The organism is Pseudomonas sp. Tn43 (assembly GCF_014192635.1).
Classification (GTDB): domain Bacteria; phylum Pseudomonadota; class Gammaproteobacteria; order Pseudomonadales; family Pseudomonadaceae; genus Aquipseudomonas.
Window position 1 is genome coordinate 286388 of the sequence record NZ_JACHYG010000007.1, and the last position, 22911, is coordinate 309298.

Annotated in this window: 21 protein-coding genes, 4 tRNA genes and 2 pseudogenes; 19 read left to right on the forward strand and 8 right to left on the reverse strand. The window is 57.9% G+C overall.

Annotated features, from left to right (window positions below):
• Positions 1-56: 56 nt before the first annotated feature.
• Positions 57-1061: an NADP-dependent oxidoreductase gene (locus FHW68_RS19615; RefSeq protein WP_183682455.1), complete on the reverse strand. Its 1005-nt coding sequence runs from the start codon at positions 1059-1061 to the stop codon at positions 57-59.
• A gap of 236 nt (positions 1062-1297) precedes the next feature.
• Between FHW68_RS19615 and FHW68_RS19620 the strand changes: the two genes are divergently transcribed.
• The 4 genes and pseudogenes from FHW68_RS19620 (at position 1298) to FHW68_RS27585 (ending at position 5913) form a co-directional block, all read left to right on the forward strand.
• Complete coding sequence (locus tag FHW68_RS19620) at positions 1298-2059, forward strand: SDR family oxidoreductase (protein WP_183682457.1); 762 nt, start codon at positions 1298-1300, stop codon at positions 2057-2059.
• Positions 2060-2390: 331 nt separating this feature from the next.
• On the forward strand, positions 2391-3770 hold the full coding sequence (locus FHW68_RS19625; RefSeq protein ID WP_183682460.1) for a PLP-dependent aminotransferase family protein: 1380 nt from the start codon (positions 2391-2393) through the stop codon (positions 3768-3770).
• A gap of 1057 nt (positions 3771-4827) precedes the next feature.
• Positions 4828-5052, forward strand: a pseudogene (locus tag FHW68_RS27580) (HAMP domain-containing protein); the annotation flags it as partial.
• Positions 5050-5913, forward strand: coding sequence for a methyl-accepting chemotaxis protein (locus FHW68_RS27585; RefSeq protein WP_409258770.1), 864 nt, complete (start codon positions 5050-5052; stop codon positions 5911-5913). The pseudogene FHW68_RS27580 and the gene FHW68_RS27585, both read left to right, overlap by 3 nt.
• A 182-nt stretch (positions 5914-6095) precedes the next feature.
• Here FHW68_RS27585 and FHW68_RS19635 read toward each other — a convergent pair whose 3' ends face one another.
• Positions 6096-6854 (reverse strand): hypothetical protein, encoded by a 759-nt coding sequence (locus FHW68_RS19635; RefSeq protein ID WP_183682466.1) that lies wholly within the window; start codon positions 6852-6854, stop codon positions 6096-6098.
• Between the two features lie 395 nt (positions 6855-7249).
• Between FHW68_RS19635 and FHW68_RS19640 the strand changes: the two genes are divergently transcribed.
• The 4 genes from FHW68_RS19640 (at position 7250) to FHW68_RS19655 (ending at position 7662) form a co-directional block, all read left to right on the forward strand.
• A tRNA-Glu gene (locus FHW68_RS19640) sits at positions 7250-7325 on the forward strand.
• Positions 7326-7327: 2 nt separating this feature from the next.
• Positions 7328-7403 (forward strand) — tRNA-Gly (locus tag FHW68_RS19645).
• Positions 7404-7507: 104 nt separating this feature from the next.
• Positions 7508-7583, forward strand: a tRNA-Glu gene (locus tag FHW68_RS19650).
• A gap of 3 nt (positions 7584-7586) precedes the next feature.
• Positions 7587-7662 (forward strand) — tRNA-Gly (locus FHW68_RS19655).
• A 150-nt stretch (positions 7663-7812) separates the two neighbouring features.
• On the opposite strand, the gene FHW68_RS19660 is transcribed toward FHW68_RS19655, so the two are convergent.
• Entirely contained in the window at positions 7813-8676 is an 864-nt protein-coding gene (locus FHW68_RS19660) for a DNA-binding response regulator (protein ID WP_095634859.1), read from the reverse strand.
• Positions 8677-9081: 405 nt separating this feature from the next.
• On the opposite strand from FHW68_RS19660, the gene FHW68_RS19670 reads away from it, so the two are divergent.
• From FHW68_RS19670 to FHW68_RS19720, 11 genes are all read left to right on the forward strand, one after another.
• Positions 9082-9273, forward strand: coding sequence for a Flp family type IVb pilin (locus tag FHW68_RS19670; protein ID WP_030131923.1), 192 nt, complete (start codon positions 9082-9084; stop codon positions 9271-9273).
• Between the two features lie 25 nt (positions 9274-9298).
• A complete protein-coding gene (locus tag FHW68_RS19675) occupies positions 9299-9829 on the forward strand; it encodes a prepilin peptidase (protein ID WP_183682474.1) in 531 nt (176 codons plus the stop codon).
• A gap of 2 nt (positions 9830-9831) precedes the next feature.
• Positions 9832-11160, forward strand: coding sequence for an AAA family ATPase (locus tag FHW68_RS19680; RefSeq protein ID WP_183682477.1), 1329 nt, complete (start codon positions 9832-9834; stop codon positions 11158-11160).
• Positions 11161-11175: 15 nt separating this feature from the next.
• On the forward strand, positions 11176-11988 hold the full coding sequence (gene cpaB / locus FHW68_RS19685; protein ID WP_183682480.1) for a Flp pilus assembly protein CpaB: 813 nt from the start codon (positions 11176-11178) through the stop codon (positions 11986-11988).
• A 76-nt stretch (positions 11989-12064) separates the two neighbouring features.
• The gene (locus FHW68_RS19690; RefSeq protein WP_183682482.1) at positions 12065-13411 is read left to right on the forward strand and encodes a TadE/TadG family type IV pilus assembly protein; all 1347 of its coding nucleotides are present in this window, start codon (positions 12065-12067) and stop codon (positions 13409-13411) included.
• An 11-nt stretch (positions 13412-13422) separates the two neighbouring features.
• Positions 13423-13902 (forward strand): TadE/TadG family type IV pilus assembly protein, encoded by a 480-nt coding sequence (locus FHW68_RS19695; protein ID WP_183682486.1) that lies wholly within the window; start codon positions 13423-13425, stop codon positions 13900-13902.
• Positions 13902-14396, forward strand: a complete 495-nt coding sequence (locus FHW68_RS19700) for a TadE/TadG family type IV pilus assembly protein (RefSeq protein WP_183682489.1) — start codon at positions 13902-13904, stop codon at positions 14394-14396. Before FHW68_RS19695 ends, FHW68_RS19700 begins: the two co-directional genes overlap by 1 nt.
• Positions 14390-15610: an AAA family ATPase gene (locus FHW68_RS19705; protein ID WP_183682492.1), complete on the forward strand. Its 1221-nt coding sequence runs from the start codon at positions 14390-14392 to the stop codon at positions 15608-15610. Before FHW68_RS19700 ends, FHW68_RS19705 begins: the two co-directional genes overlap by 7 nt.
• Positions 15611-15613: 3 nt before the next feature.
• On the forward strand, positions 15614-17047 hold the full coding sequence (locus FHW68_RS19710) for a CpaF family protein (RefSeq protein ID WP_183682495.1): 1434 nt from the start codon (positions 15614-15616) through the stop codon (positions 17045-17047).
• Complete coding sequence (locus tag FHW68_RS19715) at positions 17044-18030, forward strand: type II secretion system F family protein (RefSeq protein ID WP_183682498.1); 987 nt, start codon at positions 17044-17046, stop codon at positions 18028-18030. The genes FHW68_RS19710 and FHW68_RS19715 overlap by 4 nt, the downstream gene beginning before the upstream one ends.
• Positions 18031-18060: 30 nt before the next feature.
• On the forward strand, positions 18061-19023 hold the full coding sequence (locus FHW68_RS19720; RefSeq protein ID WP_183682501.1) for a type II secretion system F family protein: 963 nt from the start codon (positions 18061-18063) through the stop codon (positions 19021-19023).
• Between the two features lie 512 nt (positions 19024-19535).
• On the opposite strand, the gene FHW68_RS19725 is transcribed toward FHW68_RS19720, so the two are convergent.
• The 5 genes and pseudogenes from FHW68_RS19725 to FHW68_RS27330 form a co-directional block, all read right to left on the reverse strand.
• Entirely contained in the window at positions 19536-19805 is a 270-nt protein-coding gene (locus FHW68_RS19725) for a DUF3613 domain-containing protein (RefSeq protein ID WP_183682504.1), read from the reverse strand.
• An 18-nt stretch (positions 19806-19823) separates the two neighbouring features.
• Positions 19824-20534 carry a tetratricopeptide repeat protein gene (locus FHW68_RS19730; RefSeq protein WP_183682507.1) on the reverse strand — a complete coding sequence of 237 codons (711 nt, stop codon included), beginning with the start codon at positions 20532-20534 and terminating at the stop codon, positions 19824-19826.
• 113 nt (positions 20535-20647) lie between these two features.
• Positions 20648-21877 carry a type II and III secretion system protein family protein gene (locus tag FHW68_RS19735; protein ID WP_183682510.1) on the reverse strand — a complete coding sequence of 410 codons (1230 nt, stop codon included), beginning with the start codon at positions 21875-21877 and terminating at the stop codon, positions 20648-20650.
• Between the two features lie 407 nt (positions 21878-22284).
• Positions 22285-22503, reverse strand: a complete 219-nt coding sequence (locus FHW68_RS19740; RefSeq protein WP_183682513.1) for a hypothetical protein — start codon at positions 22501-22503, stop codon at positions 22285-22287.
• Positions 22504-22616: 113 nt separating this feature from the next.
• Positions 22617-22903, reverse strand: a pseudogene (locus FHW68_RS27330) (hypothetical protein).
• Between the last annotated feature and the right edge of the window lie 8 nt (positions 22904-22911).

Sequence of the window (22911 nt, forward strand, 5' to 3'; positions counted from 1 at the left end):
GCCCTCATCGCGGGCAAGCCCGCTCCCACAAGGTTTTGTTGTCGTCAGGTAATACGTTAAACCTTCAACACCAACTTCCCGAAATTCTCGCCGCTGAACAATTTCATCAGCGTCTCCGGGAACGTTTCCAGTCCTTCGACAATATCTTCCTTGCTCTTGAGCTGCCCCTTGGCCATCCAGCCGGCCATTTCCTGCCCGGCAGCGGCGAACTGTGCGGCGTAATCCATCACCACGAAGCCTTCCATCCGGGCGCGGTTGACCAGCAGCGACAAGTAGTTGGCCGGGCCTTTGACCGCTTCCTTGTTGTTGTACTGGCTGATGGCGCCGCAAATCACCACCCGCGCCTTCATGTTCAGCCGGCTCAGCACGGCATCGAGAATATCGCCGCCGACGTTATCGAAATACACGTCGACGCCTTTCGGGCATTCGCGCTTGAGGCCGGCCTGTACGTCTTCGTTTTTGTAGTCGATGGCGCCATCGAAACCCAGTTCATCGATCAGGAACTTGCACTTGTCCGCGCCGCCGGCAATGCCGACTACCCGGCAGCCTTTGATCTTGGCGATCTGCCCGGCAATGCTGCCCACCGCGCCAGCCGCGCCCGACAGCACCACGGTGTCACCGGCTTTCGGCGCGCCGACATCGAGCAGGGCGAAGTAGGCGGTCATCCCGGTCATGCCCAGCGCGGATAAATAACGCGGCAGCGGTGCCAGTTTCGGATCCACCTTGTAGAAACCTCGCGGCTCGCCGAGGAAGTAATCCTGCACGCCGAGGGCGCCGTTGACGTAGTCGCCCACGGCGAAACCCGGATTGTTCGAAGCGATGACTTTGCCTACGCCCAACGCACGCATGACTTCACCAATGCCGACCGGAGGGATGTAGGACTTGCCCTCGTTCATCCAGCCACGCATGGCCGGGTCCAGGGACAGGTATTCGTTCTTGACCAGAATCTGACCCGCCGCCGGTTCGCCGACCGGTACTTCTTGATAGGTGAACGTCTCACGGGTGGCCGGCCCCACGGGACGTTTGGCGAGCAGGAACTGGCGATTGGTCTGGGTAGTCATGACAGGCACTCAAGATGAATGAAGTCTTGTTGATAGACCTTCATGGGCAATGTCGCAAGGTTGGCTGACGCTGCGAATGCACATCGATCCAGTGCGGTGATAGTCATGGCGCCGGTTCTATCACTGCAACGCATGGGCGCCCAACCGGCCTTCTGATAATGCTGCCGCGCCATACACGCCTGTGGCTAGACTGGCCCGACCTTATCCCCTGCATTCTTCCCTCCGAGGACATAACAATGAGCATGACGTTTTCCGGCCAGGTTGCCGTTGTGACAGGCGCGGCCAATGGTATTGGCCGCGCCACCGCTTTGGCGTTCGCCGCTGAAGGTTTGAAAGTGGTGGTCGCCGATCTGGACGCGGCGGGTGGTGAAGGCACTGTGTCGCTGATTCGTACCGCCGGCGGTGAAGCGACCTTCGTGCGCTGCAACGTCACTGCGGAAAGCGAGGTAAAACATCTGATGGACGAGGTGGTGAATACCTACGGCCGTCTCGACTATGCCTTCAACAATGCCGGCATCGAAATCGAGAAAGGCAAACTGGCCGACGGCACGCTCGATGAGTTCGACGCGATCATGGGCGTCAATGTCAAAGGCGTCTGGCTGTGCATGAAGTATCAATTGCCGTTGCTGCTGGCCCAGGGCGGCGGCGCGATCGTCAACACCGCTTCGGTCGCGGGCCTGGGCGCTGCGCCGAAGATGAGCATTTACGCAGCCTCCAAACACGCGGTGATCGGCCTGACCAAATCGGCGGCGATCGAATATGCCAAGAAAAAGATTCGTGTGAATGCGGTGTGTCCGGCAGTGATCGACACCGATATGTTTCGTCGGGCCTATGAAGCGGACCCGAAAAAGGGCGAGTTCGCCAACGCCATGCACCCGGTCGGGCGTATCGGCAAGGTCGAGGAAATTGCCAGCGCGGTGTTGTACCTGTGCAGCGATGGCGCGGCATTCACCACCGGTCATTCGCTGGCGGTGGATGGTGGGGTCACGGCGTTTTAGTGCTTTAGGCTGCGATGGTACGCAACGTATGGGAGCGGGCTTGCGTGGCGAGGGGGCTTGCCCCCGTTGGGTCGCGAAGCGGCCCCCGGCGCCCGTCCAGACAGACCGAGTTGTCTGGATTTACGACTGCTTCGCAGCCGGACGGGGGCAAGCCCCCTCGCCACACAAGCCCGCTCTCACATTCTTTTGTTCGGCGTTGATTCCGTGAAGACGCTGGCCAATGTGTTTCAAATGGTTAGAACCGAGGGTTTTGGCGGCGTTGTCGCACATCCCCTGTAGCGCTCCTGTGATTAACTGTTGCCCGCAAAACGGACAGGGAGTTTGCTTGCTCATGGAGTTGAGAATCGATCGACAGGCATTGGTGCCTGTCGTGCAGCAAATCGTCGACGCATTGGCCGACTGGCTCCGTCGCGACGAAGTGGCGCCGGGGGCGCGTTTGCCTTCCGTGCGACAAATCGCGCGGATCAATCTGCTCAGTCAATCCAGTGTCGTCGAGGCCTGTGAACGGCTGGTGGCTCAAGGGGCACTGGAGACGCGTAACGGGGCAGGTTACTTTGTCGCGGCAACGGCGCTGGCCGCTCAGGGGCCAAAGGATTTTTCCTGGTTCGAAGGGGCTGAGGGGAAGCAAAGCGGCCATGTCGAGGAACTGAAACTGGGGTGCGGCGGGCTACCTGAAAGCTGGCGCGAGACTGACGACCTGAGCTATGCCATACGCCAGGTCAGCCGCACCGACATGGCCGGGTTGTTCAACTACAGCACGCCGCTGGGCCTGCCAGCCTTGCGCCAGCAGATCCTCAAGCGGTTGAAACAGCTGAGTATTGCCGTGGATGAAAGCCGGATACTGACCACGGCAGGGGCCAGTCATGGGCTTGATCTGATTGTGCGTACGCTGTTCAAACCGGGCGATTGCGTGGTGGTGGAGAGCCCCGGTTATTCGATGCTGTTCGACCTGCTCAGGCTGCACGGGGTCAGCATGATCGAGGTGCCACGAACCCCGCGCGGGCCAGACACCGAAGCACTCGAGGCAGTGCTGCTGAAGTACCAACCCCGTGGCTTGTTCATCAACAGCTTTTATCACAACCCCACCGGCAGCAGTTTGACCCCGGGGGTGGCTCAGCAGGTCCTGCGACTGGCGCAAAACCATGGCGTGCCGGTGATCGAAGACGATGTCTATGCAGATTTTCACAGCGGTCCCGGCACGCGCCTGGCGGCCCTCGGCATCGATGACAACGTGATCTACGTCGGCAGCTATTCCAAAACCCTCAGCAGTTCATTGCGGGTCGGCTTTGTGGTGGCCAGTGCCGATGTCATTTCGCGACTGGCGCAGGTCAAGATGATCAGCAGCATGGGGGCTTCACGGTTCAGTGAGTCGGTGCTGGCGAATCTGTTGGCCAGCGGTGCCTACCGCAAATTGGTGCAGCGTCAGCGACAGCGTTTGAGCATTGGCCGGGAAGCGGCCTTGCAGGTGCTCGAAGAGACGGAGTGGGAGGTTTTCGGCAAACCGGTTGGCGGCCTGTTTATCTGGGCGCGATCGCGCAACGCTGACGATGCTCAGGTGCGAACTCAGGCTCGGCGCTTTGGTGTCCTGCTGTCTTGCCCAACGGCGTTCAGCCCGACCTGCCAGGCTCATGACTGGCAACGGATCAACGTAGCTTATGCCTGTGATCCTCGCGCCCGGGCATTTTTTCAGGCCACCGCCAGGGTCTGTTGACGTCCGCTAACAAACCGCGTTGCGTTGCCAAGCCTCAACAGGCCTTGAGGATCGACCTCGAGCGTTCTGAAAACGACGCGAACGTAGCTTTTTGCCATTATTCCGCCGGCAGAGACTTGTGTTGGCACAAACCCGTTGCGAATCTGCATCAACAGACAATGGCAGGGGACTACGCGCAATGATTTCGGCCGTGCAAGGACGTTTTGCCAACCTCGGTATGGCGAAAAAACTGGGTGTCGGGTTTGTACTGGTGCTGCTGTTGACCGCACTGGTAGCAGCCATCGGCGTATGGTCCCTGCAAACCATCAGTCAGCGCTTCGACGGGCTCAAGCAGATGTCGTCGCTCAACAGTGGTTTGCTCAAGGTTCGCTTGCTCGAGCAGGAATACGCCTTGCACGGTAATCCGAAAACCGTGGACGCCTTGCATGCCGGGGTGGACGCTCTGATCGTTCTGGCGGCCGAACTCAAGGCACAGTCGGCGGCCAATGTGCCGGTCATGAATGACGTCGAACAATCTCTGGGGGCCTATCGCAAGGCGTTCGACGAGTTTGTCTCGCTGAGTCAGGCCAAGGACCTGGCACTGGAAATGGCCAGTTGGTCGGTGTCCAGCGTGGCCAATAACCTGGACGTGCTGCAGGCCGGGCTTGCCGATGATGGTGCCTATACCTTGAAGGAGTCCGAGGGCAAGGACGGCGCGCAATTCATCGAACAAGCCAATCAGGTCAGCCAGGTTGCACGGCTGATGTTGCAGGCCATGAACGAAGCACGCGTTCGTCTGGACCAGAGCCGCAAGGGCGACGACAGCGGCGCGCAAGGCAAGATCGAGCAGGCCGATCAGGCGCTGGTGCAGGCCGAGCAACTGAAAACCACGATCAAGGACGAGGGCTACCAGACTGTCCTCAATGAAGTGTCCGGTCACATCGCCGGTTTCAGTGAAAAACTCGCCGAATACACCGGCCTGTTGGCACAAGAAAAAACCGTCTACGCGCAACTTCACCAGCGCGCCGCTCAAGTGGTGGAACGGGTGGATCAGGCCTACGTTGCTGAAGATCTGTCGATGCAGGCGGAGCTGAAAAAGAACTCGCTGTTGATCATCGGTTCTTCGGCGCTGGCCTTGCTGGTGGGGCTGATTGCTGCCTGGGTGATCACCCGGTTGATCGTCACGCCGCTGCGCAGTGTGATTCGTGTCGCTCAACAGATCGCCGCGGGCGATTTGAGTGCAACGATTGAAGTGACCCGCCGTGACGAGATTGGCCAGTTGATGCAAGCCATGCAGCAGATGGGCGCAGGGCTGAGCAATATCGTCAGTGGTTTGCAGGCCGGTATCGAACAGCTGGCGAGCTCTGCTCAATCGCTGTCGGCGGTAACCGAACAGACTAACCTGGAAGTCAGCAGCCAGAAGGAAGAAACCGAGCAGGTGGCCACCGCGATGAATCAGATGACCGCCACGGTGCACGACGTCGCACGTAATGCGGAAGAGGCTGCCCAGGCAGCGCAGACCGCCGATGGCAAGGTTGAGAGCGGTCAGCAGGTGGTGCGTCAGAGCATGGCGCGGATCGAACAATTGGCGGACTCGGCCACCTCGGCCAGCTCCAGTATCGAAAGCCTCAGTGAGGAAATCCAGAACATCGGCACAGTACTCAGCGTGATCAAAAGCGTTGCCGAGCAAACCAACCTGTTGGCGCTCAATGCGGCCATCGAGGCCGCGCGGGCCGGCGAGCAGGGCAGGGGTTTTGCGGTGGTGGCCGATGAAGTTCGGGCGTTGGCCAAGCGAACCCAGCAATCAACCGAGGAAATCGAACGGCTGGTCAGCGCCTTGCGCTCGGCGGCGCAGTCGTCGGTGCAGCAGATTCAGAACAGTGGTGAGTTAGTGAAACTGGCGGTGAGCGATGCATTGCAAACCGAGAGCGCGTTGGGGAGCATTGCGGCAGCGGTTTCGTTGATTCAACAGATGAACCAGCAGATCGCCGCGGCTGCGGAAGAGCAGAGTTCAGTGGCCGAGGAGATCAATCGCAGTGTCACCAGTATCCGCGCCAGTGCGGATCAATCGTCGCTGGCGATGCAGGGCAATGCAGCGTCGAGTATTGAGTTGGCGCAGTTGGGGGTTGAGTTGAAGGGGATGGTGGGGCATTTCAGGTTGTAAGCGCTGCCTTCCATCAATTCCAACCTTTGAGCGACGAAAAAAATCCTGTGGGAGCGTGGCTTGCCCGCGAAGAATGCACCGCGGTATTTCAGGTGCTACGCATCATCGTTCTTCGCGGGCAAGCCACGCTCCCACAGGTTCTGCGTCTTAACTTACCGGCATTAACCTGAACCCGTGGCTTTTCAGTCGTAGATCGCTTTTTTCTTCCAGTCGGCATCAGCCTCGACGTCTTTGAGACCTTCGGTCAACTGGTTCACGTCGCCTTCAACCGGGGCGATGGTGTCCATGACCTGGGCGTTGGCGCGGGCCAGGAGTTTCTCCAGGTATTCCAGCTGCTCAGCGTAAACCTGCGGTTCCTGTTGTTTGCGCAGGTATTGCACACCGCGTTCGAAGGCCAGACGAGCCTGACCGGGCTGGTTCTGTTGCAGCGAATGCTGGCCCAGATTGTTGAAGAATTCGATGTGCAGCAGGACTAGGATGTGGCGCACTTCACGGATCCAGCGCTTGGCTTCGTTGGGCGGCAGGAAACCGTCCTGTGCCGCGCGGGTGATCTGGCCATGCAAGGCTTCGAGCAAAAAGCGCACGTCTTTGGCTTTGGCTTCGGTCTGGATCGGTGCCGGCGGGTTGTTGACCGGGATCGATTCGCCTTGGGCGACGAGGGTGCTCAGCTCGCCAATCCGTGCCTTTAAGGTGGTGTTGGATTTTTCCAGGTTCAGCAAGCGCTGGCACACGTTCAATTCAAGACGCGTCAACAGCAGCTTGAGCGTCGGTGTCATGAACTGACCGGGGAAGGTCTCGGTGATTTCGCCGCAACGACGCAGGCGGTCATTGAGTTCAACCTTGGTGCGGGCCTTTTCCAGCTTATTGTTCTCCACTACATGGTTCATGTAGCCAATGGCGATCAATAGTGCGATCCCGGCTACGACGAGCAGGGTGATCATGAGTGGTGTCACCGGTAAGACCTCTTTTATCAGGGTTCACGTGCGAATCGAGTGTAGTTGCCTGGCATTTGGGCGCCTAGGTCGCTCGACGGGTTGAATCGGCTCTGCTTCTGCCTGTATCGGCCGTAACGCCGCATAGATAAGTAAATAGCAGGGGAAATGCACATTGCCATCATCCGCGGCGGGACTATAGCGCCTTGCTGGATGCCAGAATATAGGCGCCAAAGGTCAGTCGACGGAAAAGCCTCAAACGCTCCTGAAAGCAGGGCGAAGTCATTGATTTAAATAAATTTATATCTGGGGGTTGACGACCCCTCAATCCATCCATAGAATGCGCGCCACTTACAGCGTAAAGCACACAGCGAAACGCGGTAGGGAGTGAATGTTGTACGTGTGTCCCCTTCGTCTAGTGGCCTAGGACACCGCCCTTTCACGGCGGTAACAGGGGTTCGAGTCCCCTAGGGGACGCCAATGCGGGAATAGCTCAGTTGGTAGAGCACGACCTTGCCAAGGTCGGGGTCGCGAGTTCGAGTCTCGTTTCCCGCTCCAGTTTTAAACGGCTTTGCTTTCGGGCAGGGCTGAGTGAAACCAGAACCTGATCTTCGGATACGGATCTGGGTACCGAAACACACACCATGTGTTCCGGGCAGCGTGTCCCCTTCGTCTAGTGGCCTAGGACACCGCCCTTTCACGGCGGTAACAGGGGTTCGAGTCCCCTAGGGGACGCCATTTGCGGGAATAGCTCAGTTGGTAGAGCACGACCTTGCCAAGGTCGGGGTCGCGAGTTCGAGTCTCGTTTCCCGCTCCAAATTCAAAAAACGCCGCTCATTGAGCGGCGTTTTTTTATGCGCGTTATTTGTCATTTCCCTTGATTGGAATAAAAACCTTCGGGCTATCCGTAGCAGCTGCTACAAGGAATGCGCGTTGTGGCTGAAATTGTGTGAGGGTAAAAACCGCTTTAACTGCCGAGGCTCTGCACCAGGCTTTCGAGCACTTCAGCGGTTGTATCCTCCAGCGCCGGTTGCGCTGCCACTGCTCTGAGTTGGCAGGTCAAACGGTATTCACTGGGCGTGCAGTTGACGAACTGTTTGAAGGCGCGAGCGAAATAGGACGGGTCCTTGAAGCCGGCTTCATAGCCGATGCTGGTAATAGGCATCTGACTATTGTCGAGCAGTTCCTTGGCGAAGTTCATGCGCTTGTCCAGGATGTAATCGGTGAAGCCCAGGCCATTGGCTTCCTTGAACAGGCGGCTGAAGCGAAAGGTCGTCATGCCGCAGCGCTTTGCCAACTCTCTCTGATCGATGCTGTCGCGAAAGTGCTGGTCGATGTACAGCATGACGTGGCTCAACGCCTGGTGTTTTTGGTGTCCTGAAGTCAATCGAATGCTGTCCGGCAAGGTGGGAGAGTGATCGATCAGCGATGTCTGGCCCCCGTTGGCATTTCGGCGCAACTCGCACAGCTGCACCACGGCCGTCAGGTAACGCTTTTTTTCGCCGGACGAGAGCGGCAGCACCATGTATTCCCAGACACTGGAACGCATGGCCCATACCGCGAGTTCTTCCGAATGCTGCACGGTGAACATGGTGATAGGGATGGAGGGAGTGGTGCGCTTGATCTCCAGCAACAGCCTCAAGCCTGGCGTGTCGGGGCGATCAAAATGGATGCAGATCATGTCCGCCTGTCCACCGATGGGCAACACGGAATTTTTCGCCAATTTGCAGTCGCAAGCGCTCTCGAACTGCGCGATGAGTTCCTTCGTGGAATGATCGTGGGTCAGATCGAACCACAGTAGCGATGGCCTTCTGGTCAAATTGGACGTCATGTCTCTACTCTGCGGTTCTTCATGCCGTTCTCGGTGAGTAGTATTGTCAATGAGTTCTGACTTTGCAGATTAAATGCTTATAAAGAACTCATACTTTAGTTCTATACGCTCTATCTTTGGTTGGCAATCCGATTCCCCCCAATATTTGTTAGCGTGAACGGATATCTCGCGTCGCAACCGCTCGTCGCTTGTGAAACAACAGCAATCGCATTCGAAAGTCATTTCTTTTTTTGCCCTGCCGTTCCTGCCAAAAGCCAACTACCAGGTAGTTGGTGCCCCCGCAAAAAAGTCCTAGTGATGTGCAAAATCTTCCTAACGCCTAAGCCTTGCCACTGACTAGGGTTGCATCAGGCAGTTCAGAACGTACTGCCTCTGAAAAAACAACTTTCGAGTGAGGTGGGCAAAATGATCATGCAAACAATCAAGGCTTCGGTAGTGAAGTTCGCCAAAGACGAAGACGGCCTGACCATTGTGGAATACGCGGTGGCGGGTGGGCTGATTACCGTGGCTGTTGTTGCAACGTTCACGCTTCTTGGCGGGGCCGTTAACACCAGGATGATAGCTCTTTGCAACGCCGTTCTTCCTGGCACTTGCTAATAACAACTTAATAGGGAGATGTGCGATGTCCATGGAACAGCTGGTTTCTACCATTGTGCTGATAGGACTGCTGGGTGTGGCGGTGGTGAGCGACTTGCGTCGCCACCGCATTCCCAATCTGCTGATTCTGGTAGGTCTAGCGTTGGGATTGGCCGGCCAGACTTATTCAGGTGGGCTCAGCGGGATGGGGGATGGCCTACTGGGCCTCCTGATCGGTTTTGCGCTGTTCCTGCCTATGTATGCCTTAGGCGGCATGGCTGCCGGTGACGTCAAGCTGATGGCCATGGTTGGCAGTTTTTTACCCCCTCATTACGCCTTGTGGGCTGTGTTCTTCAGTCTGCTATGGGGAGGGTTATGCGGTTTCCTGATCGTGCTGGTGCGCGGTCAATTGTTGCAGACGCTGGGGCGCTATCGGTTGATGTTTCGGGCGCGGGCCTATATGGCGCCGAGCTCGGACGACGTGGCCAGCAAGCCCTTTCCTTATTCGGTTGCGATCCTGCTCGGGACGTTGAACAGCGTCTACTGGCTACTCGTTGCCGGTGGATTTGGAGGTTAGTCATGCACGTCATTGTCGATAGTGATGCTTACTCCAGCAATCGGGAGGCGGTGCAACGGCTGGCGCCTCAGCCATGCACCATCCGCGAAACCGGTCTGACCGACAGTTTCCTCGGTGAGTTGGTGTGCAAACATTTGCATGACGCCGGCGTGCTGGACATGTCGCGGCTGGTGGAGCGCCTGGCGCTGACCGGCGCTGTACTGGAAGAAGTCCTGGCATTCCTGCGCAAGGATGGTCGTGTCGAAGTGCTAGGCCAGATGGGCCAGACCGGTGGGCAAATGTTGCGTTATGGCCTGACCGAACGCGGCCGCAGCGCCGCCCGCGATGCCCTGTCGCGCAGTGGCTACATCGGCGCGGCACCTTTCCCGGTGAGTACTTATCGTTCCCTGATCAAAATCCAGACCATCCACCACGGTCGCATCAACGCCAACGATATGCGCAACGCTCTTGCTGGCGTGGTACTCACCGAGGGGATGCTTGATCAGTTGGGGGTGGCGCTGAACTCTGGGCGCGCGATCATGATTTATGGCCCCGCAGGCACCGGCAAGACGTATGTGAGCAGTCGGCTGATTCGTCTGTTCGCTGAAGCGATCTGGGTGCCTCATGCCATCGTCATCAATGAGTCGGTGATCGAGATCTATGACCCGCAGGTGCATCAGCGTCTGGATGACAACAGTCAATCGAACAATCTGATGCTCAACGAAGGGATCGACCGTCGACTGTTGTGCTGCAAACGTCCGATTGTTATCACGGGCGGCGAGCTGAGCATGGAACAGCTGGACGTTCGCTATGACCCCTACACCCGTCAGTACCAGGCCGCCTTGCAGCTCAAGGCCAGTAACGGCCTGTTCATCATCGACGACATGGGACGCCAGCGCATGGCTCCGGCCGAGCTGTTGAATCGCTGGATCGTACCCATGGAAGAGAAGCGCGACTTCATCAACCTGGGCGGCGGTCGGCATTGCGAGCTGCCGTTCGATTTGGTTCTGGTGTTTTCCACCAACCTCAATCCTCTGGAGCTGGCCGATGAGGCCTTTCTTCGCCGGATTGGCTACAAGCTGCAGTTCGGTTACCTGAAGCCTGAGGAGTACGAAAAGATCTGGCGTCAGGAAAGCGAGCGCCTGGGCATTCCTTTTGACCCGCTGCTGCTGCGTTATGTATTGCAAAGGCTTTATGCAAGTGAAGGCATGCCCCTGGTGCCTTGCCACCCCCGCGATCTCCTGAACATGGCCCTCGACCGTCAGCGTTACCTGGGCGGTTCCGGAGCCCTGTCGCCGCAGGAGCTGGAATGGGCCTGGCACAACTATTTCGTCCAGCTCGACTTTCTTTGAAGCGGAGATACTGACATGAGCTCTCGTACTGTTTCCCTGATAGGCATTTCTCTGGTCATGGGCCTTGGGGCCGCATGGATGGCCGACTCCTGGCTGAGCGCACGGCTCAATGCCACCCCCGATGATCACCTTCGAAGTGTGGTGGTCGCCACGGTAGAAATTCCCTTCGGGCAGATGGTCGAGGCCCAACAAGTCACGACCGTACGCATGCCAATGGACACAATTCCCGACGATGCGCTCGATTCAACCGACAAGGCCGTGGGCAAGATCGCAACGTTCGACATTTTGCGGGGCGACGTAATGCGTGGTGCACGCCTGAGCGAGCACTTGGGCGGCAGTACCCTGGCCTCGCTGATAGCAACGGACAAACGTGCCATTTCCGTACGCGTAGACGATGTGGTTGGCGTGGGTGGGTTCCTCCTGCCAGGCAACCGGGTTGATGTACTGGCGACTAAAAAAACTGATGGCGCCGGCAATAACGCTGTGTCCAGGACCATCCTCGAGAACCTGCGAGTATTGGCAGTGGACCAGACCGCCGGTACCGACAAGACCCAGCCGGTAGTGGTACGTGCAGTGACGCTGGAAATGACGACTGCTGAGGCTGAAACCCTGGTTACCGCACAAACGGAAGGCAAATTGCAACTGACCTTGCGCAATCCGCTGAATGACCAGAAGAAAATCGCGACCGTTGCGCCCGCACCTGCGGCACCGGTCATGGCGATGGCCGCAGCCCCGGCGCCAAAACGCGTGGTACGCAGCAGTGGCGAGCGTGGCGGGGCTATCACCATCATCCGCGGGATCGAAACCAAAGTAGTCAACATTCGCTGACAGAGCGCAACAGGCGCCTGGGCTACCCAGGTATTGGCGGAGCCGATCCGGATCAGTTTCGGTAAATGAGGGCTTGATGATGAATCTTCGAATTCAGCAGCCGTTCACTGCGACGCCAAGGCGCCAGGAAGGTTCGGTGAGCGTATTGATGGTGATCGCATTGGCGGCGATGTTAATGGTGGCGGGTCTGACGCTCGACATGGGCCACATGTTGTTAAACAAAACGCGTCTGCAGAATGCGGTGGACGCCGCCGCCCTGAGTGGTGCCAAAACCCTCAGTCAGGTGATGGGGGCTGTCAACTCTGCCAGCGCGACGCAGGCAGCGGCGCTCAATACTCTGGCGCAGAATGCCAATGCCGCGGGCAATAACGAACTGGCCACGGCAGTTGCCGGCAGCCCAGGCACCTTTGCGGTGGTGGAACTGTCTAGCAGCGTCTATGGCCCGTTTTCCTTTCCCGGCCCGTCGGATGCCAAATACGTTCGGGTATCGGTACCGAACTATAGTCTGATGGGGTTTTTCTGGAGCTTCGTCCAGACATTCGGCACCAGCGGCTTGGGGAACAAAAGGGTGGCGGCGATTGCCACCGCTGGACCCAGCCCTACCAGCCCGTGTGATCTTGCCCCGTTGATGGTTTGTGGCGACGCGACCCAATACGACCCTGACGCCGGTATGTTCTGGGGCTTCCAGTTTGGTGATCTGCAGGTATTGAAATCGGCGGCTGGCAATTCGGCCGCCATTGGCCCGGGCAACTTCCAGTTGCTCGATTTCGGCTCGGGCGGCAGTACGGTCAGGCAGGACCTGGCTGGAGGCGGCTCGGTCTGCCGCAATGTGGGAGACAACGTCCAGACCTCTCCCGGCAACATGGTCGGCCCTACCTCCCAAGGCCTGAATACGCGCTTTGGCATCTACAACGGTCCGGTCAGCGCTTCGAACTATCCGCCAGACCTGGTGACCGCATCCAGCAACCCTCAGATTACTTACAACGATTCAGTTACCCCGGCACAAACCCAATACAAGGGGCAACCTGTCACATCGAACGATGGCGATCTTACGGCGGGTGGCGAAGCAATAATGGATTACAACGACTGGCGTGCCAGCGTGGCCGCATGCGTGGCAGGGACCGGCAGCGGCTGTGAGAGCAATGGGGTGTTCGAGCGCCGGATGCTGAAAATCGTGGTGGGCGAATGCACCGGGAAACAGGGCGGTTCAACCTCGATCCCTGTCCTGGGTTTTGGCTGCTATTTCGTGGTGCAGCCCATGAACGGGGGCGGCACTGAAGCGCAGATTTTCGGGCAGTTTGTGAAGGAGTGCGAAGGTGACAATGTGTCCGGTCCTGACCCGTCGAACGATTCCGGCCCGCAGATCATTCAGCTCTACAAAACCTATCTCAACGGCAGCGGCACTCCGAGCACCGACTCGTAGGAGGGGGCGTCATGAGACTTCACACGTTTAAACAGTCGCAGCGCCAGCAAGGCCTGGCCATGGTGGAATTCACCCTCGTGCTGCCGTTGTTGCTCCTGCTGTTGCTGGCTTTCGGCGAGTTCGGCCGCATGCTCTACCAATACAACATGTTGCTGCAGGCCAGCCGTGATGCCGACCGTTTCGTCGCCAACCAGGCCTGGAACTCAACGCTTGGCGCTGTCGCTCTGAGCGATGCGCTGAAGGCCCAGACAAGAAATGTCGCGGTCTATGGTGTGCCTGCAAATACCGGGACCGCGGTGGTGCCGGGGTTGACAACCAACATGGTGGAGGTCGCTGCAGTGGGCACTGACCATGTGCGGGTCACCATCACTTATACGTTCTGCCCGGTGATTGGCAGTGGCAATTGCACCGGAGCGATTCCGGGTTTCTTCGGTAATCCGATTGCGCTGAGCATTCCGCTGGTTGCCACCACTGTCATGAGGGCACTGTGATGAATCGCAAACGCATGCGCGGCACCTATGTCGTGGAGTTCGCCATCATTGGCGCGCTGGTATTCACTCTGTTGTTTGGCACGTTGGAATTCGGTCGCCTGTACTACACGATCAATACACTGGATGAAGTCGTGCGTCGTGGTGTGCGTCTGGCATCGGTGTGCAATATCAGTGACCCGGTGGTGTTGCGGCGGGCGATCTTCAACGCAGCGACCGACGCCGGTGCGAGTCAGATCATTACCGATCTGGCCACCACCCACTTGACATTGACCTATCTGGATGCCAACGGCGCTCAGGTGGGCAATCCCGCCGACACGAGTGGGGCTAACGGATTTCGTGCCATCCGCTATGTCCAGTTGAGCCTGCAAAACTTCGTTTTCAATCTGTTCATTCCCGGGTTCGGCGTGCCCATTACCTTGCCCACATTCAGGGCAACCTTGCCACGCGAAAGCCTTGGGCGTCATTCCGATTCCGGGGAGATCACACCATGCTGAATACCAAGGAAACTCCAGTCGCCCCCTCGACCGGCAAAGCCGGGCTCCGGTTGCTGATCAGCAGCCGCGATGCCACCTCTTTGCGCGATCTGCAGAGTGTCTGCCAGCGCATGCCCAGCCTTGAGGTGAGCACCCGCCTGGTGAGTAATGGGCATGTCGACCCGCTCTACGGCCTGGACCGGATGCCCGATGTGCTGCTGTTGCGCGTCAGCCATCTGTGGCGTGAAGAGCTGTCGGCGTTGTTGCAGCGTCCAGCCCATGAACGTCCACCGATGTTGGTGTGTGGTCTGCTGAGCGAACAGGAAGGCATGCGCCTGGCCATGCAGGCCGGCGCCCGTGACGTGCTGCCCGAGCCCATTGCCGAGACCGAGCTGGTTGCCGCCTTGAATCGGCTGGTCATGGAAGTTCGGACCGGCAGCGGAGCAGAAGGCAAATTGATCGCCGTGATGGGCGCCAAGGGCGGCTCCGGCGGAACCCTGCTGGCCTGCAACCTGGCTCAACAACTCAGCGCCAAGGGCGGCAGTACTCTGTTACTGGATATGGACCTGCAATTTGGCAGCGTGACGCATTACCTGGATGTGGCGCAAACCCACAGCCATCTGGAGGTGTTGCATCAGATCGATGGCATGGACAGCGTCGCGTTACGCGGTTTTTGCAGTCACTTCAGCCAAAGCTTGCATGTGCTGGGTGGCCGGGCCGGTGAGCTGTGTCTGCCGCAGGATGCCCAGCCCGAACAGCTTGATGCCCTGTTGAAACTGGCCCGCGCCAGCTATGACTGGGTGGTGATCGACCTGCCGCGGCAAATCGACCACCTCACCGGCTCGGTACTGGAACAAGTGGATCGGGTGTACGTGGTGGTGCAGCAGAGCGTCAGCCATCTGCGCGACGCCAGCTCCCTGGTGCGAATTCTTCGCGATGACCTGGGTGTGCGCGGCGATCAATTGCAGATCGTGGTCAACCGCTATGACAAGTCAGCCGCCATCAGCCTCAAAGACATCGGCGAGGCGCTGCGCTGCACCAATCTGTCGAAATTACCCAACGACTTCAACCTGGTCAGCCAGAGTCAGAACACTGGCGTGCCGTTGGGGCTGCATGCGCCGAGGGCAGCGATTACTACCGCTCTGCGCGACATGACCGAGGACCTGGTCGGTCAACAAGTAGCCGGGAACAAAGGCTTACTCAAACGCGCCTTCAACCGTTTTTTCGGGGGATGACCCATGATCAGCGACTTTCGTAACCGCTTGCGCAAACAGTCCGGTAAACCCGCCTCATCGTCGGCGACCGAGGACCTGCTGGATCCGGCAGAGGAAATAATGGCGTGGGAACGTGCGGTGCCGGACGTTCTGTACGAAACCAGAAGCCAGGTCACCCCGGTGGAAGCCGAGTGGCGGGAAAAGATCTACCAGCAGTTGCTCAAGGTCATGGACCTGTCCTTGCTGGACTCCCTTGAACAGGCCGAGGCCTCGCGGCAGATTCGCGATATTTGCCAGCGCTTGCTCGATGAGCATTCGGCACCGGTGAGTTCCGTCAGCCGCCAGTTGATCATCAAGCAAATCACAGACGAAGTGCTTGGTTTGGGGCCTCTGGAACCGTTGCTGGCCGATCACAGCGTGTCCGACATTCTGGTCAATGGCTTTGCCTCGGTCTATGTCGAGCGCTTCGGCAAACTGCAACGGACCGATGTGCGCTTTCGCGATGATCAGCATTTGCTGAACATCATCGACCGCATCGTCTCCAGCCTGGGTCGTCGTATCGACGAGTCCTCGCCATTGGTGGACGCCCGGCTCAAGGACGGTTCGCGGGTCAACGCAATTATCCCGCCGTTGGCCATCGACGGCCCGAGCATGTCGATTCGCCGCTTTGCGGTGGACCTGCTCAATACCGACAGCCTGATCTCGGTGGGGACATTGACCCCGGCCATTGCCCTGCTACTCAAGGCGATTGTCCGTGGACGCCTGAACGTGTTGATTTCCGGCGGTACCGGCAGCGGCAAGACCACCATGCTCAATGTGCTGTCCAGTTTCATTCCGCAAAACGAGCGGATCGTCACCATCGAAGACTCGGCTGAACTGCAACTGCAGCAACCCCACGTGGTGCGCCTGGAAACCCGGCCTTCGAATATCGAGGGGCGAGGCGAGGTGAGTCAGCGGGAGCTGGTGCGCAACAGTTTGCGGATGCGTCCGGACCGCATTGTGATCGGCGAAGTGCGCGGCGCCGAGGCGCTGGACATGCTGACCGCGATGAACACCGGCCACGACGGCTCGTTGACCACCATCCACGCCAACACCGCGCGCGATGCGTTGGGCCGAATCGAGAACATGGTATCGATGACCGGCGCGACCTTCCCGATCAAGGCCATGCGGCAGCAGATCGCGTCGGCCATCGACGTGGTGATCCAGCTGGAACGCCAGGAGGACGGCAAGCGCCGCCTGGTCAGCGTGCAAGAGATCAACGGCATGGAGGGCGAGATCATCACCATGACCGAAATCTTCTCCTTTGCGCGTCAAGGCATGGGCGAGAACGGCGAAGTGCTTGGCGATTATCGCCCCAGCGGCATGATCCCGGCCTTCCGCGATGTGCTGGCCAAGCGCGGTATCGAGTTGCCGCTGACGATGTTCAGGCCTGAATGGATGGAGGCACGGCAGTCATGAACAATATTCCTGGTGAATTCATTCTGATGTTCCTCGGCATGGTGTTTATCGCCGTGTTCCTTCTGTCCCAAGGCGTGGTAGTGCCGGTGTTCGGCGAGGCCGGCAAGATGCGCAAGCGCATCCGCGGTCGTCTGAATGTACTGGAGAAAGCCAATAATTTGCCCAACATGCAGACAGTGTTGCGGCAGAAATACCTGACGCGCTTGTCGCCACTGGAGGCCATGCTCGAGCAGTTGCCTTTTATGGCGAGCCTGACCCAGATGATCGAGCAGGGTGGCCACGAGTACCGGGCTTATCGGGTGCTGTTGCTCGGGCTGTTCCTGGGCGGTTGTGCGGCTATCTCGATCTGGATGATTTCGGCGGTCTGGTGGATGGCGCTGCTGGCGGGCTTCGGGGTGTTCTGGTTACCCGTGCTGAAAATTTCTCGTGACCGTGGCAAACGTTTCGCTGAGTTTGAGGAAGGCCTGCCGGATGCGCTGGATGCCATGTGCCGGGCCCTGCGCGCCGGGCACCCGTTCAACGAAACCCTGCGTCTGGTCGCCGAGGAGCACAAGGGGGCAGTCGCCCATGAGTTCGGCCTGACCTTCGCCGATATCAACTATGGCAACGATGTACGCCGGGCCATGCTTGGCCTGCTCGAGCGTATGCCAAGCATGACGGTGATGATGCTGGTGACCTCGATCCTCATCCATCGTGAGACCGGCGGTAACCTGACCGAAGTGCTGGAGCGTTTGAGCCGGCTGATTCGCGGGCGTTACCGCTTCCAGCGCAAGGTCAAAACCCTGTCGGCCGAAGGGCGGATGTCGGCCTGGATACTGGTGGCCATTCCCTTCGTGCTGGCGATCGCGATCATCGTTACAAGCCCCACCTACATGCCGGTTCTGCTCAATGATCCCATAGGCCACAAGCTGATCATCGGGGCTTTCTGCGCCATGTTGATCGGGATTTTCTGGATAAAAAAAATCATCCGGATTCAGGTTTAAAGCGGTATTCGCTACCGGGAGGTACAGTTCATGGACTTTTTACTCGGGTTGTTCAGTCGGGTCACGGGAAATGAGGAGATGGGGCGTCTGATGTTTCTCGGCGCCATTGGGATCAGTACGGTGCTTGCGATGGTTGCCGTGATCTTGCTGATGCTGGGCCTTCAAGACCCGGTGCAGCGTCGCCTGGCGTTGATCAAGCGTGGTCATTTAGGCAATACAAGCGGGCAGGAGGCTCCGGGCAATCTGCAACTGTTGCTGGAGCGGGTCGGTCAGCGCTTTGCCTCCAGCGAATCGGCTCAGGCATCCGCCACCCAGACCTTGTTGACGCACGCGGGGTACCGTTCTGCTTCGGCGGTGCAGATGTACTGGGCGGTGCGTTTGATGTTACCGCTGTTGCTGGTTGGCGTTGCATTGTTGCTATTGCCTTTGATCCCCAAGGTTTCGCTGACCATTGGCCTGCTGTTGGTGCTCTTGATGGCGGGTATCGGATGGCTGCTGCCGGCCCTGTATGTCGGCAAGCGCAAGCAGGCGCGTCAAAACCGGCTACGCGCCGCGTTTCCGGATGCATTGGACCTGATGGTGGTGTGCGTGGAGTCGGGCCTGGCGCTGCCCACGACCATCGAGCGGGTGGCTGAAGAAATGTCGGTCAGTCAGGTTGAACTGGCTGAAGAGCTGGCCCTGGTCAATGCGCAAATCCGCGCGGGCATTACCAGTACCGAGGCGCTCAAACAACTGGCCCTGCGCACTGGGCTGGATGATGTACAAGGGTTGGTCAGCCTGCTGGCGCAGAGTATTCGCTTCGGTACCAGCGTAGCCGATACCCTGCGCATCTATGCCGATGAGTTCCGTGACCGGCGTATGCAGGCTGCCGAAGAGATGGGGGCTAAAATCGGTACCAAACTGATATTCCCGCTGATTTTCTGCCTGTGGCCGAGCTTCTTCCTGATAGCCATTGGCCCGGCCATGATCGGCGTGATGAAAGCATTCGGGTGAAATAACGGGCGGAGGCTGTCGAGTACGATGGCCTTGCCACTCGAGTCTGATCTGCACTTTCCTTCCATAGGTCCACATCCCTGTAGAAGCTGCCGCAAGCTGCGAGCTTTTGATTTAGAGGTCTGGACAATGAATTGCCTGCCAGAAAAATCAAAAGATCGCAGCTTGCGGCAGCTTCCTACAGGGATTTGCGTATATCTGTTCATCAACGACCGGGCGTTGGTTGATTGTCGCGATACGCTCGGTGACAGGCTGGCCAAGGCGCAAGAATTGTTGCCAGGCACTCCTTAAGGAACGCTGCGGTCAGGCGTAGGAGTTGGCGAGGCCTGCGATATTTTGATTCTGATGGGAGAGGGAATCGCTGAAGAGCAAAGCTCGCAGGCTTCGCCAGCACGCGGTAATCCAGCCAGGCTTGGATAATTAGCAGATACCGCTGCCACACGACATCTAGCCCGGCTATTCAGCCAGGCCATTTTAGACGACGTCAGAAACTATTCACTCATTGATGTGCTTCAGTCACCGCTAGTGATTTCCCCCGCCGTATCCTGGTCAAAAAACTCCGGAATCGGGTAGAGGAAGCTGTTCAGCCAACGCTGCATGGCCAGGTCACGTTCGGCGGCCGAAGCGGTTTGCAGTTTAGTGGAGGCAACGACACCGCGACTCTGCATTACCAACCACTGCTCGGTGCCTTTTTGCTCCTTCGAAGAGGGGCCCGGTTCAATAGCCCAGGCACTGGTGGACAGGCAAGCCATGCACACGATCAACAGCCTCTTGGTATTCATCTCGACTCCTCGTACGTTTTACTTGGTCGCACCGGATGAGGCAGTGGCTACCTCAGTTCTGCGATTGCCCTGCGAAGCCGCCACTTTTTTTGCGGAGGCCTTGAGTTTTTCCGCGCGGCTTTGAGCCTCGGCGATTTGCTGGGGACTCAAGCTGGCACGGTTCGCGAGTTCGGCAGCCGACTTCCAGTTATCCTGATAAATCAGCAGCGTCACCATATTGAGTGCCGCCAATGAATTGGACTGTTTGAGCTCCATGGCGGTCATGAACTCGAAGCGTGCTTCATGGATACGTCGTTGATTGAGGTAAACGACCCCCAGGTCATTGCGCATCTTGTCATCGGTGGGGGCCATCTTGACCGCACGCTCAAGGTGTTTGGTCGCGGTGGCGTAATCATTTTTGGCCGCGGCCAATTGGCCCAGGCCATGTTCCCCGTCGGCGGCCAGACAGGTGCCGAGCAAGCTTTGATACAACGGCCCCGCCTCGTTACGCCCCATCAAACGCAGCACCCGGGCCTTGCGCAGGCGAACCTGAACCAGGTTGTCGGGCAAACCTTCCAGATTCGCCAGGCTGGCATACAAACGGCCATCGTTGGCCATGTTGTCGGCCAGACTCAGGGCCAACTCTTGTTCCGAATCGGGCTTGGCACAGATGGCCGGTCGCGAAGACAAACCATTAGTGGCACAACCTGCGAGCATCAATGTCGCCATGACTGCAATGACTGCTTTCATCGAATGTCCTTTGGCTACAACACGTTGAACGCTTGGCCAATGGCAAGAAAGCCGGCCCGGCAAGCGCTCAAGGTCACCGTTACGAATGAGGGTGAGATTCAGGCTGCTCTGGCTCATTGTGAAAGCCCGGAACGACTGTCGAAGTCGCCATTTTCGAGGAAGAACATGCGGTAGAAGTTCGGGTCGTAATTGCGCAGCTGTTCGCCAGGCAATGACGGTAGTTGTGCGTTGACAGCCAGTGGCTGGACCAGATGCGGGGTAACGATCATCAGCAGTTCACGCTCTTCACGGTTGACGGTGTTGTCGCGAAAGAACGCCCCCAGAATCGGGATATCGCCCAGCCCCGGAAACTTGTTCACCTGGGAATTGTTGCGGGTGCTGATCAGGCCGCTGATGACAAAGCTTTCGCCATCGGCCAGGGAGATGCTGGTGTCGGTACGGCGTATGGTCAGCGCCGGAACAATGGTGCCAGCGATGCTCACGGCGTTGGTGAAGTCCAGTTCACTGACTTCCGGTGCCACCTTCAGCGCAATACGGTTTTTGCCGATGATGGTCGGCGTCAGGGTCAGGCGGATACCGAATTCCTTGTACTCGATGGACACGTTATCGCTGCCTGAACTGGGTACCGGAATTGGTACTTCACCACCGGCCAGGAAGCTCGCACTCTGCCCGCTGAGCGCGACCAGGCTTGGCCGTGCCAGGGTGTAGGCGAAACCGCTGCCTTCCAGTGCGTTGATCGACACCAGCGTATCGCTGGACGCAAAAGCGAAGTTGAACATGCCGTTGTTCACCGGCAACGATGGCGTGACAATGCCGTCGATGGTGGGAAAGGTTCTCGGCGAGCCGAACAGGAAGTTGCCCTGACGGGCAAAAATCGAGGCATTGGCTTCCTTGAGTTTGGTCCGGCTGACTTCTACGAAGCGGATGTCGGTTTGCACCTGGATCGGCAACAGCGGGTCTTCGGAAGGCACTGTCGAGACGCTGGTCAGGGCCGCGGTGGCCTTGCCCTTGACGAACACCATGCTTTGGCGCGGCTCTTTCGAACAGGCGGTCCAGACCATCAGGCTGGTGGCCCCTGGTGCGATACCAGTGAGCAAGAAGGCGTTGGGGTTGTTGCCGCTTTGTTGCACGTCGGCAACTTTCGGGTCGCCCACTGCCAACTGGGTCACCGGGACAGGGACGCGCAGTTCGTTCTGAAGTCCCTGACCGACCTCGAACGTTGCCGGTAAGTTATCCAACTGCGAACAATTGGCCGCCGCGGCCTGAGCCGCATCCACACCAAGGCCCATCCAGAACAGACCATGGATAATTCGCTTGAAAGCGGGCACGGTACGATAGCTCATTAAGTGCATCCTCGCTGAATAGGCCATCTTTGAGGCAAAACCAGGTTGCCTCGGATCACTACAAGGGGCCTCGGTCGGCCCTCTACCCCGCCAGACCCCTGACTAATGGCCCCGGCAATATTCTTTGGTGCTACATGCAAACAGCTGCAATACGCTGTTCTGACTGAACGGCGAGCGACCTTTGCTATAACGGTTTTTAGTGATCCAGATGCCTGGGCTGTCAACCCGAACGATATATGCAGGCTCGACAGCAGCTAAAGACGGCACTTTGCGCCGACCTGACTCCCCTAAAAAGCAACCGGCAATTAACGCACTGAGCCGGAAAACGCTTGTCAGGATCATAGTGAGGTAACTCCTTTTGCCAATCCGCTATCTGATCGCTGAACCTAACGTGGCATTTCGAACCGTTATGTCTTCTTCTTGTTTGAAAGGTAGTTCAACCAAGGCAAAGCGCCATGCTTTGAACGAAAACTTTCGATACAGATACTGGTTTTTTTCTGAAAGCCACGGTCCGGCCACGCAATCACTGGAAATGCGGCGGATGCTGATGAAATAAGGGGGGCTTCACGGTCCTGCGAGTTTTTCTTGGGGTTTTGCGCTGCATTTTTCACAAAAACGCCACTCATTAAGTGACGTCTTTTCAGGCGTGCCGGTTTGTATTTTTCGGATGCTGACCAATCCTAACAATGGCGTCGGGCGGGATATGACAAGGAAGCTGAATACGACAGATTGTGTAGTTCTACACCTGCGAAGTTCTGCTTGGAGTATTGGTCGCAAGGTACTGGATCACCTCTTCAAGCATGTCTATATCAGGAGCATTGCTCACTAACGCTTGCGAACTGCACCATGGGTAATCCAGATGCGATACCCACTCCATGATGCAGTGCAGATCAGAAACGAGATAGATCCGGTGTGCACGAGCATGTCCAGTATCGCGTCTGGCGCAAAGGCCTGGCGTAACAAATGTGGGCGATTACTGTCCTTGGCTTTTATGTACTGTTGAATCGATTGTTGAGCAGTGTTCATTGTTTGTC

What these genes read in the sequence shown, in the direction of transcription:
- FHW68_RS19725 (WP_183682504.1), bottom strand. Translation starts at nt 19,805, where the DNA reads ATGAATACCAAGAGGCTGTTGATCGTGTGCATGGCTTGCCTGTCCACC.
- FHW68_RS27585 (WP_409258770.1), top strand. Translation starts at nt 5,050, where the DNA reads ATGGGCGCAGGGCTGAGCAATATCGTCAGTGGTTTGCAGGCCGGTATC.
- FHW68_RS19675 (WP_183682474.1), top strand. Translation starts at nt 9,299, where the DNA reads ATGTCCATGGAACAGCTGGTTTCTACCATTGTGCTGATAGGACTGCTG.
- cpaB (WP_183682480.1), top strand. Translation starts at nt 11,176, where the DNA reads ATGAGCTCTCGTACTGTTTCCCTGATAGGCATTTCTCTGGTCATGGGC.
- FHW68_RS19705 (WP_183682492.1), top strand. Translation starts at nt 14,390, where the DNA reads ATGCTGAATACCAAGGAAACTCCAGTCGCCCCCTCGACCGGCAAAGCC.
- FHW68_RS19635 (WP_183682466.1), bottom strand. Translation starts at nt 6,854, where the DNA reads ATGATCACCCTGCTCGTCGTAGCCGGGATCGCACTATTGATCGCCATT.
- FHW68_RS19680 (WP_183682477.1), top strand. Translation starts at nt 9,832, where the DNA reads ATGCACGTCATTGTCGATAGTGATGCTTACTCCAGCAATCGGGAGGCG.
- FHW68_RS19730 (WP_183682507.1), bottom strand. Translation starts at nt 20,534, where the DNA reads ATGAAAGCAGTCATTGCAGTCATGGCGACATTGATGCTCGCAGGTTGT.
- FHW68_RS19625 (WP_183682460.1), top strand. Translation starts at nt 2,391, where the DNA reads ATGGAGTTGAGAATCGATCGACAGGCATTGGTGCCTGTCGTGCAGCAA.
- FHW68_RS19670 (WP_030131923.1), top strand. Translation starts at nt 9,082, where the DNA reads ATGATCATGCAAACAATCAAGGCTTCGGTAGTGAAGTTCGCCAAAGAC.
- FHW68_RS19735 (WP_183682510.1), bottom strand. Translation starts at nt 21,877, where the DNA reads ATGAGCTATCGTACCGTGCCCGCTTTCAAGCGAATTATCCATGGTCTG.
- FHW68_RS19615 (WP_183682455.1), bottom strand. Translation starts at nt 1,061, where the DNA reads ATGACTACCCAGACCAATCGCCAGTTCCTGCTCGCCAAACGTCCCGTG.
- FHW68_RS19715 (WP_183682498.1), top strand. Translation starts at nt 17,044, where the DNA reads ATGAACAATATTCCTGGTGAATTCATTCTGATGTTCCTCGGCATGGTG.
- FHW68_RS19695 (WP_183682486.1), top strand. Translation starts at nt 13,423, where the DNA reads ATGAGACTTCACACGTTTAAACAGTCGCAGCGCCAGCAAGGCCTGGCC.
- FHW68_RS19700 (WP_183682489.1), top strand. Translation starts at nt 13,902, where the DNA reads ATGAATCGCAAACGCATGCGCGGCACCTATGTCGTGGAGTTCGCCATC.
- FHW68_RS19690 (WP_183682482.1), top strand. Translation starts at nt 12,065, where the DNA reads ATGATGAATCTTCGAATTCAGCAGCCGTTCACTGCGACGCCAAGGCGC.
- FHW68_RS19620 (WP_183682457.1), top strand. Translation starts at nt 1,298, where the DNA reads ATGAGCATGACGTTTTCCGGCCAGGTTGCCGTTGTGACAGGCGCGGCC.
- FHW68_RS19740 (WP_183682513.1), bottom strand. Translation starts at nt 22,503, where the DNA reads ATGAGTGGCGTTTTTGTGAAAAATGCAGCGCAAAACCCCAAGAAAAAC.
- FHW68_RS19720 (WP_183682501.1), top strand. Translation starts at nt 18,061, where the DNA reads ATGGACTTTTTACTCGGGTTGTTCAGTCGGGTCACGGGAAATGAGGAG.
- FHW68_RS19710 (WP_183682495.1), top strand. Translation starts at nt 15,614, where the DNA reads ATGATCAGCGACTTTCGTAACCGCTTGCGCAAACAGTCCGGTAAACCC.
- FHW68_RS19660 (WP_095634859.1), bottom strand. Translation starts at nt 8,676, where the DNA reads ATGACGTCCAATTTGACCAGAAGGCCATCGCTACTGTGGTTCGATCTG.